The sequence below is a fragment of the Luteococcus japonicus genome, from assembly GCF_003752415.1.
GTDB lineage: Bacteria > Actinomycetota > Actinomycetes > Propionibacteriales > Propionibacteriaceae > Luteococcus > Luteococcus japonicus.
The window spans coordinates 447,855-464,344 of the sequence record NZ_RKHG01000001.1; the positions used below are offsets into that span (position 1 = coordinate 447,855).

The window sequence follows — 16,490 nt, forward strand, 5'->3', positions numbered from 1 at the left end:
ACATTGCACTTCGAAGGGCAGGACCAGATGAACCAGGCGAACGAGGCACTTCCCGTGACGGCGTCGGCCGCCCAGGACGCCCTCTTCGATGGCGACTTCGCCCCCCTTCCCGACGACCTGGGCTTCCGTGGGCCCGTGGCCTGCAAGGCCGCCGGCATCACCTATCGCCAGCTGGACTACTGGGCGCGCACCAACCTGGTCATCCCGGGTATCCGGGGCGCCGAGGGCTCCGGCACCCAACGCCTGTACTCCTTCCGCGACATCCTGATGCTCAAGGTGATCAAGCGCCTGATCGATGCCGGCATCTCGCTGCAGCAGATCCGGGTTGCCATCGACCACCTCCGTGAGCGTGGTGTGGAGGACCTGACCCAGGTCACCCTGATGAGCGATGGTGTCAGCGTCTACGAGTGCACCAGCGACCTGGAGGTCGTCGACCTGCTGCGCGGAGGTCAGGGCATGTTCGCCATTGCCCTGGGCGGCGTCTGGCGCGACATCGAGGGCACCCTGAGCGTCCTGCCGACCGAACGTGCCGAGGCGCGCAAGGAGCAGGCCGACCCACCCGTCACACGCCCCATGCTGCGCGCGATCTGAACAGCCTCCTGGCACTGCCGGGCAGCCCCGCCAGCCGCTAGTGTGAATCCATGGTGACCACGGCTAGCGCACACATCTTCAGCACCCGCCACATCGGCCCCAGCGACGCGGAACGTCGCGAGATGCTGGAGCACCTGGGTCTGCAGGAACTCGAGGACCTTGCCCAGGCCCTGCCCGCGGCAATTCGGATGGACGGGCCACTCGACCTTCCGGAGGCCCTGACCGAGTCGGCAGTGCTGGACGACCTGCGGGCCCTGTCGGAGATGAACCATCCGAAGCGCGCCATGATCGGCCTGGGCTACCACGGGACCATCACGCCGCCGGTCGTGCGACGCAATGTGCTGGAGGACCCGGCCTGGCACACGGCCTACACGCCCTACCAGCCGGAGATCAGCCAGGGCCGTCTGGAAGCCCTGCTGAACTTCCAGACCATGGTCAGTGACCTCACCGGACTGCCCACGGCCGGCGCCTCCCTGCTGGACGAGGCCACTGCCGTTGCGGAGGCGGTGGGTGTGGCCCGACGCACCACTCGCAAGGGCAATGTGGTGCTGCTCGATGCGGAGATCCTGCCCCAGTCGGCAGCCGTCGTCCGCACCCGCGCCGCCGCCCTCGGGTGGGAGGTGGTCGAGGCCGAGGACCTGGTGGCCGCCCTCCAGCAGCACGAGGCCTTCTGCGTCGTCGTCCAGCTTCCCGGTGCCAGCGGTGTCGTGCGGGGGGCCGCGGATCTTCGCTCCATCAGCGACAAGGCCCACGAGAACGGCGCCACTGTCGTGGCCGCGGCCGACCTGTTGGCCCTGACACGTCTGGAGTCGCCCGCCTCCTGGGGGGCGGACATTGCGGTGGGTTCCACCCAACGTTTCGGCGTGCCGCTCTTCTACGGCGGTCCGCACGCCGGCTACATCTCCGTCCGCGCCGGGCTCGAGCGTTCGATGCCCGGACGCCTGGTGGGTGTCTCGGTGGACGCCGACGGAACCCCCGCCTACCGGCTCGCACTGCAGACCCGTGAGCAGCACATCCGCCGGGAGAAGGCCACCAGCAATATCTGCACGGCCCAGGTGCTGCTGGCCGTCACCGCCAGCATGTATGCCGTCTACCACGGCCCCGAGGGCCTGCGCAGCATCGCCGACCAGATCCATGGCAAGGCGCGCATGGTGGCTGCCGCCCTGCGCACCGGCGGCTTCCAGCTGGCCAGTGAGCACTTCTTCGACACCCTGACCGTGGCCGCGCCCGGCCGGGCGACACAGATCGTCGCGGCCGCTCGCGACAGGGGAGTCCACCTCCGTCAGATCGACGCGGACCACGTCGGCATCAGCGTGGGCGAGGACAGTGACCAGACGGCCCTGCAGGCCGTCGCAGAAGCCTTCGGCGTCAGTCTCGACGAGCAGGCCGGCGTGGGTGACCTGGCGGGTCATCAGCGCGGGGAGGACTACCTGCTGCACCCGGTCTTCAACAGCTACCACTCCGAGACGCTGATGCTGCGTTACCTGCGTGCGCTCTCGGACCGGGACTTCGCACTCGACCGTGGCATGATCCCATTGGGTTCCTGCACGATGAAGCTCAACGCGACGGCGGAGATGGAGCCGATCAGCTACCCGGGCTTTGCGAACCTGCACCCCTTCTGCCCGCTGGAGGATGCCAAGGGCTACGCCATGATGATCGAACGCCTGGGCCAGTGGCTCGAGGCCATCACCGGCTATGACCGCGTCAGCCTGCAGCCCAATTCCGGAGCCGCCGGTGAGTATGCAGGCCTGATGGCGATCCGCAGCTACCACCTCGCCCGTGGTGACGAGCAGCGCACCATCTGCCTGATCCCGTCCTCGGCCCACGGCACCAATGCCGCCTCCGCCGCCATGGCGGGCATGAAGGTGGTGGTGGTCAGGGCCCTGGCCGACGGCTCCATCGACATGGATGACCTGCGGGCCCAGGTGGACAAACACCGCGACCAGCTCGCAGCGATCATGGTGACCTACCCGTCGACCCACGGCGTCTACGAGGACACCATCACCGAACTGTCCCGGCTGGTGCACGAGGCCGGTGGCCAGGTCTATGTCGACGGTGCCAACATGAACGCCCTGGCCGGCCTGGCGCAGCCCGGCAGGTTCGGCGGCGACGTGAGCCACCTGAACCTGCACAAGACCTTCGCCATCCCGCACGGCGGTGGCGGTCCCGGCGTCGGCCCGATCGGGGTCCGGGAGCATCTGGCCCCCTACCTGCCCAACCACCCGTTGGTGCCCGAGGCTGGCCCCGAGAGCTCCTACGGGCCGGTGGCGGGTGCCCCGTGGGGTTCCGCGGGCGTGATGCCGATCTCCTATGCCTACATCGCCATGATGGGCGCGCAGGGGCTGCGTGAGGCCACCCTCAATGCCATCCTGAACGCCAACTACATCGGCAAGCGCCTGGAGGGGCACTTCCCGGTGCTCTACGCCGGCGCGGACGGCCGTGTGGCCCACGAGTGCATCCTCGACCTGCGAGGCATCACCAAGACCAGTCATGTCACCGTCGACGACGTCGCCAAGCGCCTCATCGACTACGGTTTCCACGCCCCGACGATGAGCTTCCCGGTGGCCGGCACCCTGATGGTGGAGCCCACGGAGAGCGAGAGCAAGTACGAACTGGACCGCTTCTGCGACGCGATGCTCGCGATCCGCCGGGAGATCGCCAAGGTCGAGGCGGGGGAGTGGGAAGGCCAGAACAACCCCTTGGCGAATGCCCCGCACACCCTGGCCCGGGTGACGGCCGATGAGTGGACCCATCCGTACAGCCGCAGCGAGGCGGGCTACCCGGCCGGGCGGCATGCGGGCCCGATCGCGGGGGTGGGCCAGGACAAGTACTGGCCGGCCGTCGCGCGCATCGACGGCGTGCACGGTGACCGCAACCTGGTCTGCTCCTGCCCGCCCATCGAGAGCTACCAGGACTGACCGACACCGGATCCCCAACACGGCCCGCGCCGCTTGCCCGTCAAGCGGCGCGGGCCGCTACCCTCTTGGGGACGGAAACGTGACCTAGGGGGATCGATGGGGCTGTGGCGGTGGCTGAAGCGCACGCCGTGGTCTGCCCACCTCATTCGCGCCAATGACCGCTTCCAGAACCGGATGGGAAACCAGCTGGCGGGCGGCATCACCTACTTCTCCGTGCTGACACTCATCCCGGCCCTGATGTTCGCCTTCAGCTTCCTGGGCTGGACCCTGACGGTCTACAAGCCGGAGTGGCTGATCACCCTGACGGACCGGGCCATTCGTGAGGTCGGCGCCATCGCCGGCGGTGCGGCCGCCGTGAAGCAGATCAACCTGGCCTTGAACAACTGGCCCAAGGTCCTGTTGATCGCCGTGCCGGTGGCCGCCTACTCGGGCTCCGGGTGGATGGGCAACCTGCGCGGTGCCGTCCGCGCCCAGTGGCGCCCCGAGTTCGACATGAGTCCTCCGGGCCGCAACTGGGTGGCGGAGCGCTTCGTGAACCTGCTCTACTTCGTGGCCCTGATCGGGGCGCTGATGGTCTCCTTCACCATCGTGACGCTGAGCGGGAACTTCGCGGGCCGAGTGGTGGACTGGTTGGGGATCGATCAGACGGCAGGGGTGGAGAGCACCCTGCAGCTGGGCGCCATGCTGCTGACCGTGCTGCTGTCCAGCCTGCTCTTCTGGTTCCTCTTCCACGTGCTCCCGCAGTACCGGGCACCGCTGAAGGACATGCTCAAGGGCTCCTTCGGGTCCGGCGTCACGATGACGGCGCTGCTCTACGGCACCACCCAGCTCATCACCTGGTTCTCCAAGAGCCTGTCCACCGTGGTCTTCGGCAACATCATCATCGTGATGCTCTTCTTCAACCTGTTCGCCAGGTTGATCCTGTTCGCGGCCGCGTGGATCGCCACCAGCTACCAACCGGCCACGCCTCGCAAGTACTCCGAGGTCGACCTGCCCTTGCGTCGACGCTCCGACGTGATGACGGTACCGGGTCACTGGGAGGCCGCCGAGGCCGCGCGGCTCAACGACGAGAAGGCCAAGCAGCGGGAGAAGCTCGCCAAGGAGGAGGCCCGGCGGCTGGAGAGCGAGCACCGGCGGCACCGCAGGATCTTCAAGGTCTGACGCAGCGCCCGTGTGATTGGTTGGGGCGCTGCGGGAGCGTAGTATGGTCTTACCACTGACCCTTCGTGGGGCAGTTCCCGGACGATGACGACGCGGTGCGCCGTCGCCGCGGGAAAGAGACCATGATCGAAGGACTTTTCCAGCTCCTCATGTGCCAGCTCGTGGGCACCCTGCTCTCCCAGGCCCTGCACCTGCCGATTCCGGGCCCCGTGGCCGGCATGTTGTTCCTGCTGGCCATCCTGACGGTGCGTCGCCCGGGGGTTGAAGCCCCGGTGATGCGTGCCGGTGGACGGATCCTGCAGGACCTGCCCCTGCTCTTCATCCCGGCCGGCGTCGGCCTGGTGACCTGTCTGGGCCTCTTGCGGCACCAATGGCTGCCGATCGGCGCCGCCATGCTCCTGGGCTGGGCCGCGGGTCTGCTGGGCACGGTCTTCGCTTCGCGGGGCGGGCTGGCGCGCAATGCGTCGGACCCGGACGAGGGGCAGTGAGGCACATGCTCCCGTCCTTGCACCAGTTCACGACCACCCCATTGTTCGGCGTGACCCTGACCATCGGCGCCTACGGCGTGGCACACCGCCTGTGGCTGCGCGGCGGCCGACATCCGCTGCTCACCCCGGTGCTGGTGGCCATCGCCCTGGTGGTCGCCGTACTCCACGTCGCCGGCGTCGGATATGCGGACTACCTCACCGGGGGAGACCTCCTGAGCTTCCTGCTGGGCCCCGCCACCGTGGCCCTGGCGGTTCCCCTGCACCGGGCGGGACCGTCCATCGGTCGCATGCTCAGGCCCGTGCTGATGGCCGTCCTCGTCGGCAGCACTGCGGCCATGGCCACCACCGTCGTGGTCGTCAGGCTGTGTGGCGGCACACCACAACTGGAGGCGACGCTGGCACCCAAGTCCGCCACCACCCCGATCGCCATCGTGCTGGCCAGTTCGACAGGTGGAGTTGCGGCGCTCGCCGCCGTGGTGACCGTGCTGACCGGGGTGCTCGGCGCCGTCGCCGGCCCCGGCTTGCTCCGAGCAGTGGGCATTCACGATCCCCGGGTCCGTGGACTCGCGCTGGGCGTGGCATCACATGGCATCGGCACCAGCCGCGCCCTGGAGGAGGATCCGCTCGCGGGGGCCTTCGCCGCCCTGGCGATGGCACTGTCCGGGATCAGCACGTCGCTGCTGATGCCCGGGGTACTGGCCCTGCTCGGCTGATCCGGAGCCGCGTGGCAAGACGAGGGCCCGGCCACCACCGAAGTGGAGGCCGGGCCCTCGTGACTCAGCGTCAGGGTCCGGGGGCACAGCCCCCAGATCTCAGTGCTCGGGGGCGTGCGCCACCGGCTTGGGCGCACCCTGACCGATGGTCTCAAGCATCTGACCGAACCATTCCTGGTTGATGTCGAAGGGCTTGCCACCCTTGATGCGCGGGAAGTCGATGACGCTCAGCACGTCGCCGGCCTCCTCGTCCTGGCCCACGACGCCCGGCTTGCCGGCCAGCGCCGAGTCCACGGCGAGGTCCGTGCACTGCTTGATCAGGGCCAGGTCCGCGTCATTGGCGGCAGCGGCGCGGCTGTAGTAGCCGGACTTCTGCACCATGACCTTCTCAGCCTTGAGCAGCTTGGCGAACTGGTCGCCGAACCACTTGCCGGGGTTGACCTTGTCGAGCTTGACGTGGCCGAAGGGATCCCGCGGGACCTCCTCGCCGGCCTTCTCCATCTCCGCGATGATCGACTCCAGGCCCGCGCCCTCCGACAGGAAGATGGTCACATTGCCCACCTCGTCCATCACCTTGTTCAGGCGCTCGGCCTCGGCCCCCAGGTCCAGTTCGGCCTCCGGTACGTAGACGGCGTGCACGTCCCAGGCGTCCTTGCTCAGACCGATCTCGGGGATCCAGGTCTCGACGCTGTCCAGCCACTCGCGGTACTTCTGGGCAGTGGCGGCGGTCAGCCAGCCACAGTTGCGGCCCATGACCTCGTGGATGATGAGCATGCGCGAGCCGGAGTTGTGCTCACCGATGATGTTGCGGGCGAAACCGGCGCCCTGCTCGGCGGCGGTCCAGGCCCCCAGCGACTGCTTGATCGGGATGACGTCGTTGTCGATGGTCTTGGGCAGGCCCACGACGGTCAGTTCGTAGTCGTTCTCGTGCAGGTAGGCGGCCAGGTCGGCGGCGGTGGTGTTCGTGTCATCGCCACCAATGGTGTGCAGCACGTCCACGCCGTCAGCCACCAGACGGTCGGCGGCCACCTTCAGCGGATCCTCGCCCTCCTTGACCAGACCACGCTTGACCAGGTCCGCGGCATTGGTCAGCTTGACCCGGGAGTTGCCGATGGGGGAGCCGCCGTACTGGTGCAGGACTGCGGCATTCTCACGCACGGCGGGGGTCACGGTAAAGTAGTCACCCTTGAGCAGGCCCTGGTAGCCGTGCTTGTAGGCGATGATCTCGACGTCGGGGGCAACCTCGGTGTAGCGCTCGATGAGACCGCCGACGGCAGACGACAGACACGGGGCGAAACCACCCGCGGTGAGCAGCGCAACCTTCTTGACCATGTTGGTCCAGACCTTTCGTAGAAGCTATGTGGCTCCAGCCTATCCAAGTCGACGGGCGGGGGAGCCAGACCGGGTGCACTGGGCGGTCCTGTGAGCCTCGTCATAGGGCTGTCCCCGCTGCCAGACTCCGGGCATGACCTGCCCACCCCCACACCAAAGCGCCAGCGCCGGCGGCGACGACCGCGGCTCCAGCCTGACGGCGATGACGGCCCCCGTCATCATGGCGCTCTTCCTGGTCGCGGGGCTGGTCGTCGACGGCACGGCACAGGTCCGGGCCCATCGACGGGCCGAGGTGGTCGCGGCCCATGCAGTGCGTTCCGGCTGCGATGCCGGTGCGGCACGACGCCTGGTCGGTCAGGACGGTTCCGGTGCCGCCCTCCGTGCCGCACGCCAGGTGCTGGACGACGAGGGCCTGAACGGTTCCGCGAGCATGCACGACGGAATGCTGGACGTGACCACGAGCACCACCGTGCCGACCACCTTCCTCGCACTGCTCGGCGTGGAACAGCTCACGGCCAGTGGCGCGGCGCGCGGCGAGCTGCACCGGATCTGAATGCTCCCCTCGTCGCACACGCTAAAGTCTTGATGAGTCAGACACGATGGGGCACCATTCATGATGACAGTTCGCGTGTGACCAACCCAGAGGAGGCCCGGCGCGTGCCAGACAAGGAAGCCCGGGCCTTCGCAGCGGAGCAGGACAACCGATTCTCCACGGCGCTGTCCACGGCTCTGGCCCGTCAGGGGCTGACGCTGGAACAGGTGGTGCGTCGGCTCGAGGAGGCCGGCAAGCCCGTCTCCCAGGCCACCCTCAGCTATTGGCAACGTGGCCGGGCGCTGCCCACCCGGGAGAGTTCCCTGGCGGCGATCGCAGAACTCGAGCGCATCCTGCGCCTGCCCATCGGGCACCTCACCAGTTCCCTGCCGAGCGATGCCTTCAGCCGCTGGCAGCCCTTGCACCACCTGGCCCTCTCGGACCGGGTCACCGCCCTGCTCGAGGCGCTGCAAGTTGATCCCTACGGCGATGTGGCCACCGACTACGTACATGCCCGCGTGACGGTCCTCGAGGACGACCGCGCCCGGGTGGAGACCACCCGGGAGGTGGTACGTGCGCTCCACGACGGCCTGAACCGGACGGCCGTCGTGCTGGGCACCAATGGACCCGAGGACGAGCTCCCCCTGGTGGAAGCCGGGACGGGCTGCGAGCTGGGCCGCGTGGTGGACCTGGGGGAGCGCGGCCTGATGGCGGTCGAACTCCTGCTGCCACACCCACTGACCGCCGGTCAGCCACACATGCGGTCATTCACGACGAAATGGCACGGCACCGACCCCGATTCAGGCGGCGATGTCCAGCGCGTCCTGAAGACCAGCATCCCCTTCCTGGTCTTCGAGGCCCATTTCCTGGGCTCTGTGCCGTCGGTGGCGGCCTACGAGACGACGCCCTACGACTACGAGCCGGACATCGCCAAGCGCCATCCCCTGCGGCAGACCGTGCCCCGGGGGCGTCATGCGCAGGTGTGCCTGGCCGACCCACCGCCCGGCTGGCACTGCCTGTCCTGGGACTTCGAGGGTGTCGAGGAGAACGGTGGACAGTCATGACCGACACCAGCCCCAGCACTGCCTTCGCCGGAGCCCTCAGCCGGGCCGTGTCCGAAGGCTCTCTCACCCTGCAACAACTCAGCCAACGTCTCGGCGAGCTGGGGACCCCGCTGTCGGCCGCCACTCTGAGCTACTGGTGCTCGGGCCGCTCCGTCCCGGCCCGGGCGCGTTCTCGCCAGGCCGTCACACATCTGGAACGGCTGCTGGACCTCGTCCCCGGGCACCTGGTGAGCTCACTCCCGGGGGCCCTCAATGCCCGCTGGAACCCGTCGGTCGGCGTGGCGGACCTCAAGGCCGTGCAACTGGCTGTGGCCGGAATGGGAATGGACCTCGACCGGCATCTGGAGGCACGCGTCATCACCGACGAACTGACCGTGTCGGAGGATGGGCAGCGGATGCAGCTCACCACTCACCAGTTGCACTGGGCGGATGCCAAGAAGGTCTCCCGGTTCCCCGTCCTGATGCCCCTGCCACACCCGAACGCCCGGCTGGAGTCCGCCTCCGCCGAGGCGGGTGCACACCTCGGCAGTCACCAGATCCTGCCGGCCGCCGGCGTCCTCGCCATGGAGGTCCGGCTGGACCACGAGCTGCGGCGGGGTGACCTGGGGCAGATCCGCTACGAGGTGAGCTGGGCGTGCGACGAGCCCATCACCCAGTACACGAGACGCCTGCCCATCGTGCTGGGGCGCCTGGCACTGGCCGTCGCCTTCGAGGGTGACCCGCCGCGCACCGTCGTCCACGCCCACCTCGCCCAGCACGGCACCGCATCCCGCACCGAGCTGCCTGCGGGGCCACAGGTCCAGACATGCATCGCCGAAGCTGCCGCCGGAATCCACCGGCTGGAATGGTGAACGGGGCCTAGACTGCGGGCATGGCCCGCTATCTCGACGTCCATCCCGCCAATCCTCAGCCGCGTGCACTGGCACAGGCGGCCGCCGTGATCCGCGACGGAGGCCTCGTGGCCTACCCGACTGACTCGGGTTTCGCGCTGGGCTGTGCCATGGGAAACCGGGACGCACTGGACCGGATCCGCCGGCTCCGCCAGCTCGACGACAAGCACCACTTCACCCTGGTGGTCAGCGAATTCGCCCAGCTGGGGCAGTGGGTGGAGATGGACAACTGGCAGTTTCGTGCCATCAAGGCGGCCACGCCCGGCCCGTACACCTTCATCCTCAAGGCCACCCGGGAACTGCCCAAGGCGATGCTGAACCCGCGCAAGAAGACCGTCGGCGTACGGATCCCGGACCACGTGACGGCACTGGCCCTGCTCTCGGAACTGGGGGAGCCCTTGACCTCCTCGTCGCTGATCCTTCCCGGCGAGGACGAGCCGCAGACCGATGGTTGGACCATCGCCGACGCACTCGGTCATGAGGTGGACCTGGTCCTTGATTCCGGCGATGTGGGCGCAGGCCCCACCACGGTGGTGGACTTCACCGGCGACGAGGTCCAGGTGGCGCGCACGGGCGCAGGAGACCCCGCACCCTTCGAGGGGTGACCCGGCCCGGCCGTGGCTAGGGTGGGCGCATGCCCAATCCCTTGCTTGACGCCGCAGACCGTCCCTTCGGGCTCCCCGACTTCACCGTCCTGGAGACCGAGCACCATCGCGAGGCACTCGAGGCCGGCATGGCAGAACAGCGCGCCGAACTGGAGGCCATCGTCGGCAATCCGGATGAACCCACCTTTGACAACACCGTCCGGGCCCTGGAGGCCTCGGGCCGGTTGCTGGGACTGGCACGGCGCATCTTCCACAACCAGGTCGCGGCAGACTCCGAAGACGCCCTGCGCGCCCTGGACAGCGAGTTCGCGCCCCTCCTGGCGGCCCATGGAGATGCCCTGCTGCTGGATCCAGAGCTGTTTGCGCGGGTCAGCGCAGTGCGCGAGGCCCTGGACGGGCTCGGGCTGGACGCGGAGTCCCGATTCCTGGTCGAACGCACCTGGCGACGCATGCAGTTGGCCGGTGCTGGGCTCGACGACCCACGGCGCTTCCGGCTGATGGAGGTCAACCAGGAGTTGTCCCGGCTGATGACTCGCTTCCAGGAGAACCTGCTCGCGGAGACGAATGACCTGGCCGTGCCGTTCCGAGATCCGGCTGAACTCGACGGGCTGTCCGATTCCCAGCTGAGTGCCTGCCGAGCGGCGGCCGAGGCGCGCGGACTCGACGGCTTCCTGGTGACGTTGGTGCTCTTCAGCGACCATCCCTTCCTGGCCCAGCTCACCCAGCGCGAAAGTCGGCGACGGCTGTACGAGGCATCCACCCAGCGGTGCAACCGCGGAAAGGAGCACGACAACAACGCCCTGGTCTCACGGATCACCGCCCTGCGCGCCGAGCGTGCGGGTCTGCTGGGACATCCCAACCACGCGGCCGTCGTCGCGGCGGACGAGACCGCGGGCACGCCCGAACGGATCGACGAGGTGGTGCAACCCTTGGTGGCACCGGCGCTCGCGAACCTGGAAGGCGAGGCGCAGTCCCTGCAGTCCAGGATGGACGCGGACCATGCGGCCAGGGGAGTTCCCGCCGAGCCGCTGGCACCCTGGGACTGGTCCTTCTACGCGGAGCAGGTGCGCCGCGAGCGCCACGCGGTGGATACCGCTGGCCTGAGCTCCTGGTTCGAGTACGAACGCGTCCTGACAGATGGTGTCTTCTGGACGGCGACGCAGCTCTACGGCATCTCCTTCGTCGAGCGCCCGGACCTGGTGGCCTACCATCCCCAGGCGCGCACCTTCGAGGTGCTGGACGTCGATGGCAGCACGCTGGGCCTGTTCATCCACGACGTCTTCACGCGTGACTCGAAGCGTGGCGGGGCGTGGATGAACAATCTTGTGGAGCAGAACCACCTGTTCGGCGAGCTTCCCGTGGTCTGCAACAACCTGAACGTCCCGCAACCTGCCGAGGGGGAGCCGGTGCTGCTGACCCTGGACGAGGTGACCACGATGTTCCACGAGTTCGGCCACGCCCTGCATGGCCTGCTCAGCGATGCCACCTACCCGAGCCTGTCCGGCACCAACGTCTCCCGTGACTTCGTCGAGTTCCCCAGCCAGGTCAACGAGATGTGGATCACCTGGCCGGAGGTGGTCGCGCACTACGCCCGCCACCACACGACGGGCGAGCCGATCCCGGCCCAGGTCCTGCAGGCCATGGAGGCGGCCAGCACCTTCAACGAGGGCTTCAACACCACCGAGTACCTGGCCTCGGCACTCCTGGACCAGCAGTGGCACCGGCTGGAGCCCGGCGCCGTCGTCGACGATGTGCAGGCCTTCGAGCGGGAGGCACTGGACAGGATCGGGCTGGCCAACCCGTGGATCGGGCCGCGCTATCGCAGCACCTACTTCTCACACACCTTCGCCGGCGGCTACGACGCGGGCTACTACTCCTACATCTTCTCCGAGGTGCTGGACGCCGACACCGTCGAATGGTTCACCGAGAACGGAGGCCTGCTCCGGGAGAACGGCCAACGCTTCCGCGACGAGGTGCTCAGCCGCGGACTGACCCGGGACCCTCTGCAGGGCTACCGAGCCTTCCGGGGCCGCGACGCGCGCATCGAACCGCTCCTGGCGCGTCGCGGCCTCGGGTGAGTTCGGCCCGCCTCAGCAGTGGTAGGTGTCGCTGGGGGCGGGGAAGTGGTGGTAGCCGTCCGGCGGCGTCAGCCCGAAGGCCTGCGCGAGGGTCAGGATCTTGTTCGCCCGCGCCAACCGCGGCAGGTCGGAGCCATTGCGGATCTCGGCGCCCGCCTCGTTGAACTCCTTGAGGAAGTCCAGCGCCCAGGACATGTCGTTGATGCTCGGCGCAAGGATCTCGTTGACGATGGGGGTCTGCTCAGGCATCAGGCAGATCTTGCCGGTCATCCCGAACTGTGAGGTCACACCGGCCGAATCGGCCAGGGCGACGCCCGTGGCACCCACGGCCGGGCCGTCGATGGCGCCGGGCAGGCCTGCCGCCTTGGAGGCGATGGTGAACTGGCTGCGGGTGTAGGCCAGCGTGGTGGGGTCGTCGTCAAAGCCCGTGTCACGTCGGTAGTCACCCAGGCCGAAGGCGAGCCGGAAGGTGTGGCGGCTGGCGGCGATCTGTGGAAGGTAGGTGATCCCGCGAGCGGTCTCCACCAGGGCCACGATCGGCGTGCCGTCGGGCAGCATGGCGGCGGTGCGCATGACGTGCTCGGGTCCCTCGACCATGGCCAGGAAGATGCCTTCCAGGCCGGGGAGGGCCGCCAGGGACTTGAGGTCCGCCTCCCACCACTCGGTGCCGAATCCGTTGATCCGCACCCAGGCGTGGTGCTCCCCGCTGGACAGGTGCTGGACGACGTTCTCGCGAGCCTGGGCCTTGTTGGCCGGGGCCACGGCGTCCTCGATGTCCAGCACGACGATGTCCGCCTGCCCGACGTGCGTGAAGCGGTCGGTGTGCAGTCCGTTGACCAGCAGCCAGGAGCGGGCGAGGTCGGGGCCAATGGTGGGAGCGTCGGTCACGTGAGTGCCTCTCGTCGTCGAACGGGTGGTTCTGGCGACGAGGCTACGGGATCCCTTGACGTCAAACTAGAGTCTCGTGCCGCGAGATGGCCCGTCTCACGTCCTAGTCATCGTCGATCTCTTCGCCGGCCAGCGCCCTCGCGGCCAGCGTCTCGCTCTCGGCCACTTCCCACACCTCGCGGGCGGCCGTGACGTTCAGGGCGACAATGAAAAGGCCCAGCGCAATGTCCGGCCATCCGGACCTGGTGGCCCAGGTGAGGCCACCCATGGCAATGATGGCCAGATTGGCGATGACGTCATTGCGGGCGGCCAGGAAAGCGGCCGCCGTCATGGACCCGCCATGGTGGCGCCACCGGGCCAGCACCCAGGTGCACAGCAGGTTCACCGCGATGGCACCACCGGCCGTGACGAGCAGGGACAGGACCTGCGGAGGCTCCGGATTGCGGAACTTGCTCACTGCCTGCCAAACGGCCGCCAAGGCAGGCAGCAGGATGATGCCGGCCATCACCTTCCCGGCGACGGCCCGTCGGGACAGGCTCCAGCCGAGGGCCAACGCGATCAGGCTGTTGACCGCGAAGTCCTCGAAGAAGTCCACCGAGTCCGCGAACAGGCTCACCGAGCCGATCGCCAGGGCGACGATGCCCTCCACGAAGAAGTAGCCCAGGTTCAGCAGCGCCACCAGCAGGACGGTGCGGCGCAGGCCGGAGCGAAGTTCGGGTGAGTCGTCGAGGCTGGGGCCGGGAAGATCATCGTGGGTCACCACGCCATTGTGCCGCGCTAGGTTGTAGCGCATGCACCAACCCGCCCGGATCAGCCTGCGCCATGTCGATGCCGAAGGGCGGGCCCATGACCTCGTGGGGGACCTCGTGCTCTCTGACCAGGAACGGGTGGTGGTGCTCCCCGCCGGCCGCGGGCCGGTGGAGCTTCCGCGCAGCGCCGTCCAGGTCATGCGACGCGTGCCACCGCGCGTGGTGCGTCCCACCTCGTCCGTGGACGACATGGTGCGGCTCACATCACGGGGATGGCCGGGCACCGAGGTGGTCCGGATGGGTGGCTGGAGCCTGCACGCCGGCGGTGGCTACTCGCGCCGCGCCAATTCCTGTCATCCGACGGGCGATGCGGAGCGGCCCTTGGACGAGGCGCTGGACGGGCTCAGCGCCTCCTATCGCCACCGCGGGCTGAGGCCGTGCCTGCAGGTGGCGGCACGGGACCTGACCGGCGACGAGCCGGGCGCCCTGCTGGATGCGGCGCTGGCCGCCCGCGGATGGCACACGGCCACCCCCTCAAGCGTGATGACGGTAGACCTGCGCGCCGCCCCGTCGGATCCCCCCACACCGCTGGAGTGGTCAACCACGCCCGGGGACATCTGGCTCGGCGTCGACCCCTCGCAACATCCCGACCGGGTCGAGGTGCTCGCCTCGGCCGACGCCCACTACTCCACCTGGCTGACCGGCGGCAGGGCCGTGGCAGCTGGCCGGATGGCGATCACCGACGACTGGGCTGGCCTGAGCTGCCTCGTCGTGGACCCTGCCCTGCGGAGGAACGGACATGGCCGTGCCCTGACCATCGCCATGATGGCCAGGGCACGTGAGCTGGGCGCCAGATGGGCCTACCTGCAAGTGGCCGACGAGAATCCACGCGCCCAGCGACTCTACGAATCGCTCGGCTTCCGCGTGCACCACCGCTACCACTACCGCGAACTGGTCAGCTGAGGATCCGGGTCTGGAAGGGGTAGCGGTAGTCCTCTCCCTGCAGGGACTTCAGGGTGCCGCGCAGGTGGCACCAGACCTGCATGATCGTGGTCACGATGAAGATGATCGCGGCCACCGGCGAGCCGATGATGGTGAAGACCAGGATCCAGGCGACGACATTGGCCAGGGTGAGCCAGATGTTGAAGTTGAAGGCGCTGGCCGCCGCGCGGCGCACGTAGGGGAGCGGTCCTTGTACAGGAGCCACATCACGAGCGGCCCCAGGAAGGGCAGTGACCCCACGCTGAAGACCAGCGCGATCAGCGTCGAGCCGTGGGCAAGGGCGGCCGCGCTGCGATCCTCGGTGGGGATCACATAGTGCTGGCCGTACTGGTTCGGGTAGGCATTGTTGGGGTAGCCGTAGTTGCTCATGACTCCATGGTGACCCAGTCCAAGGCCGCCATGGGGCCGCCCACGGGGTGGACCGGGGTGCACTCAGGGAATGATCCGGGGCGGCCGGTGCTTCCGGGAGCCCCTCCGTAGAGCCCTTGCCCCGCTAGGGTCTTCGGCATGTTCTTGTTCGTCGCCGCCGGGCTCGTCCTGCTCGCACTGCCACTGTTGGTGTTGCTGGTGTGGTCTGCCGCACGCGAAGCGCATCTGCGGCAGGAGCTACGACGCAAGGCCCTGTCCACACCCCACACCCTGCTCGACCAGCAGGATTCCGAGTGACTGCCGTGGAGGGATGCCGGTGCACCGCCTGGGGCGGTCCGAGCCGGGTCGTCAGAGCTTGCGGCGCAGCTTGGTCAGGGTGACCTCGTCGAGGCCCAAACCTTCGCGGAGATAGCCGTCGAGGCCGCCGTACCCAGCGGCCACCTCGTCGAGACCGGCCTGTAGGAAGGCCAGGTCAACCCGGTTCATCGGGCGGTTGCGGCGGGCCAGGCGTCGGCCCCCACGCAGTGTGTCGGTGCGCCACCGGAAGGTGGCCATGTGGTCAACCAGGGGCTGGCTGGCCAAGTAGTCGGCCCGGATCTGGGCCAGCGAGTCACCATGGACATGTTGCAGGAGAAGTGCGATCCATCCGGTGCGATCCTTGCCGTCCGTGCAGTGGAAGAGCACGGCACCCGGTTCATCGGCGATCAACAGCAGGGTCTGGGCGATGCGCTGAAGCTGGCCCTGGTCAGTGACCATCCGGCGATAGCGGGCCTTCATCGCCTCGATCGTGTCGGCCTCGGTGATCCGCTGCCCAGGGGTCGTGTGTCCCGTGCCGTGCAGGTCCACGAGGGTGTTGCGGATCCCCTCAACATGGGGGTCGGGGAAGTTCGCGGCGACCTCCTGGGTGCGCAGGTCGATGACGAGCCGGATCCCGAGTTCCGTCAGCCGCCGACGATCCGACGCAGTGGCCCCCCAGAGCAGTGACGAGCGATAGACGCCCGTTCCGGGACGGGTCGTCGACGTCACGGGGCGCAGGTTGTACACACCAAAGGGGACGTGGACGCGGGTGGTCATGGCACGCAGCACCGACAGGCCGTTCATGGCCCCGAC

General features: G+C 68.4%; 17 protein-coding genes. 12 read left to right on the plus strand and 5 right to left on the minus strand.

What is annotated here, in order from left to right:
* Nucleotides 1-27: 27 nt before the first annotated feature.
* The 5 genes from EDD41_RS02170 to EDD41_RS02190 all read left to right on the plus strand — a co-directional run bounded on the left by EDD41_RS02170 (nucleotide 28) and on the right by EDD41_RS02190 (nucleotide 5,871).
* The gene (locus EDD41_RS02170) at nucleotides 28-591 is read left to right on the plus strand and encodes a MerR family transcriptional regulator (protein ID WP_094765270.1); all 564 of its coding nucleotides are present in this window, start codon (nucleotides 28-30) and stop codon (nucleotides 589-591) included.
* A 50-nt stretch (nucleotides 592-641) separates the two neighbouring features.
* Nucleotides 642-3,509 (plus strand): aminomethyl-transferring glycine dehydrogenase, encoded by a 2,868-nt coding sequence (gene gcvP / locus EDD41_RS02175; protein WP_123574800.1) that lies wholly within the window; start codon nucleotides 642-644, stop codon nucleotides 3,507-3,509.
* Between the two features lie 96 nt (nucleotides 3,510-3,605).
* Nucleotides 3,606-4,670 (plus strand): YhjD/YihY/BrkB family envelope integrity protein, encoded by a 1,065-nt coding sequence (locus EDD41_RS02180; protein WP_094765268.1) that lies wholly within the window; start codon nucleotides 3,606-3,608, stop codon nucleotides 4,668-4,670.
* Nucleotides 4,671-4,792: 122 nt separating this feature from the next.
* Nucleotides 4,793-5,158, plus strand: coding sequence for a CidA/LrgA family protein (locus EDD41_RS02185; protein ID WP_094765267.1), 366 nt, complete (start codon nucleotides 4,793-4,795; stop codon nucleotides 5,156-5,158).
* A gap of 17 nt (nucleotides 5,159-5,175) precedes the next feature.
* A complete protein-coding gene (locus EDD41_RS02190) occupies nucleotides 5,176-5,871 on the plus strand; it encodes an LrgB family protein (RefSeq protein ID WP_211336556.1) in 696 nt (231 codons plus the stop codon).
* Between the two features lie 99 nt (nucleotides 5,872-5,970).
* On the opposite strand, the gene EDD41_RS02195 is transcribed toward EDD41_RS02190, so the two are convergent.
* The gene (locus EDD41_RS02195) at nucleotides 5,971-7,203 is read right to left on the minus strand and encodes a pyrophosphate--fructose-6-phosphate 1-phosphotransferase (RefSeq protein ID WP_094765265.1); all 1,233 of its coding nucleotides are present in this window, start codon (nucleotides 7,201-7,203) and stop codon (nucleotides 5,971-5,973) included.
* 133 nt (nucleotides 7,204-7,336) lie between these two features.
* On the opposite strand from EDD41_RS02195, the gene EDD41_RS02200 reads away from it, so the two are divergent.
* From EDD41_RS02200 to EDD41_RS02220, 5 genes are all read left to right on the plus strand, one after another.
* A complete protein-coding gene (locus tag EDD41_RS02200) occupies nucleotides 7,337-7,756 on the plus strand; it encodes a hypothetical protein (RefSeq protein WP_123574802.1) in 420 nt (139 codons plus the stop codon).
* A 77-nt stretch (nucleotides 7,757-7,833) separates the two neighbouring features.
* Nucleotides 7,834-8,799, plus strand: coding sequence for a hypothetical protein (locus EDD41_RS02205; RefSeq protein ID WP_123574803.1), 966 nt, complete (start codon nucleotides 7,834-7,836; stop codon nucleotides 8,797-8,799).
* Nucleotides 8,796-9,650, plus strand: a complete 855-nt coding sequence (locus tag EDD41_RS02210) for a hypothetical protein (RefSeq protein ID WP_094765261.1) — start codon at nucleotides 8,796-8,798, stop codon at nucleotides 9,648-9,650. Before EDD41_RS02205 ends, EDD41_RS02210 begins: the two co-directional genes overlap by 4 nt.
* Before the next feature lie 20 nt (nucleotides 9,651-9,670).
* Nucleotides 9,671-10,294 (plus strand): L-threonylcarbamoyladenylate synthase, encoded by a 624-nt coding sequence (locus EDD41_RS02215; protein ID WP_094765260.1) that lies wholly within the window; start codon nucleotides 9,671-9,673, stop codon nucleotides 10,292-10,294.
* A 29-nt stretch (nucleotides 10,295-10,323) separates the two neighbouring features.
* A complete protein-coding gene (locus EDD41_RS02220; RefSeq protein ID WP_123574804.1) occupies nucleotides 10,324-12,372 on the plus strand; it encodes a M3 family metallopeptidase in 2,049 nt (682 codons plus the stop codon).
* 12 nt (nucleotides 12,373-12,384) lie between these two features.
* On the opposite strand, the gene EDD41_RS02225 is transcribed toward EDD41_RS02220, so the two are convergent.
* Both EDD41_RS02225 and EDD41_RS02230 read right to left on the minus strand, forming a co-directional pair.
* Nucleotides 12,385-13,260 (minus strand): HpcH/HpaI aldolase/citrate lyase family protein, encoded by an 876-nt coding sequence (locus EDD41_RS02225; protein ID WP_123574805.1) that lies wholly within the window; start codon nucleotides 13,258-13,260, stop codon nucleotides 12,385-12,387.
* Nucleotides 13,261-13,363: 103 nt separating this feature from the next.
* On the minus strand, nucleotides 13,364-14,053 hold the full coding sequence (locus tag EDD41_RS02230; protein ID WP_094765257.1) for a cation efflux transmembrane domain-containing protein: 690 nt from the start codon (nucleotides 14,051-14,053) through the stop codon (nucleotides 13,364-13,366).
* Here EDD41_RS02230 and EDD41_RS02235 point away from each other — a divergent pair.
* Nucleotides 14,052-14,972, plus strand: a complete 921-nt coding sequence (locus EDD41_RS02235; RefSeq protein WP_123574806.1) for a GNAT family N-acetyltransferase — start codon at nucleotides 14,052-14,054, stop codon at nucleotides 14,970-14,972. The two genes, EDD41_RS02230 and EDD41_RS02235, sit on opposite strands and share 2 nt — an antisense overlap.
* Here the strand turns inward: EDD41_RS02235 and EDD41_RS18265 are convergent.
* Nucleotides 14,965-15,186: a DUF4870 domain-containing protein gene (locus EDD41_RS18265; protein ID WP_211336557.1), complete on the minus strand. Its 222-nt coding sequence runs from the start codon at nucleotides 15,184-15,186 to the stop codon at nucleotides 14,965-14,967. The two genes, EDD41_RS02235 and EDD41_RS18265, sit on opposite strands and share 8 nt — an antisense overlap.
* Before the next feature lie 332 nt (nucleotides 15,187-15,518).
* Here EDD41_RS18265 and EDD41_RS16710 point away from each other — a divergent pair, with 332 nt between their 5' ends.
* A complete protein-coding gene (locus tag EDD41_RS16710; RefSeq protein ID WP_170165197.1) occupies nucleotides 15,519-15,677 on the plus strand; it encodes a hypothetical protein in 159 nt (52 codons plus the stop codon).
* A gap of 51 nt (nucleotides 15,678-15,728) precedes the next feature.
* On the opposite strand, the gene EDD41_RS02245 is transcribed toward EDD41_RS16710, so the two are convergent.
* Nucleotides 15,729-16,481, minus strand: coding sequence for a tyrosine-protein phosphatase (locus EDD41_RS02245; protein WP_170165198.1), 753 nt, complete (start codon nucleotides 16,479-16,481; stop codon nucleotides 15,729-15,731).
* Nucleotides 16,482-16,490 lie beyond the last annotated feature (9 nt).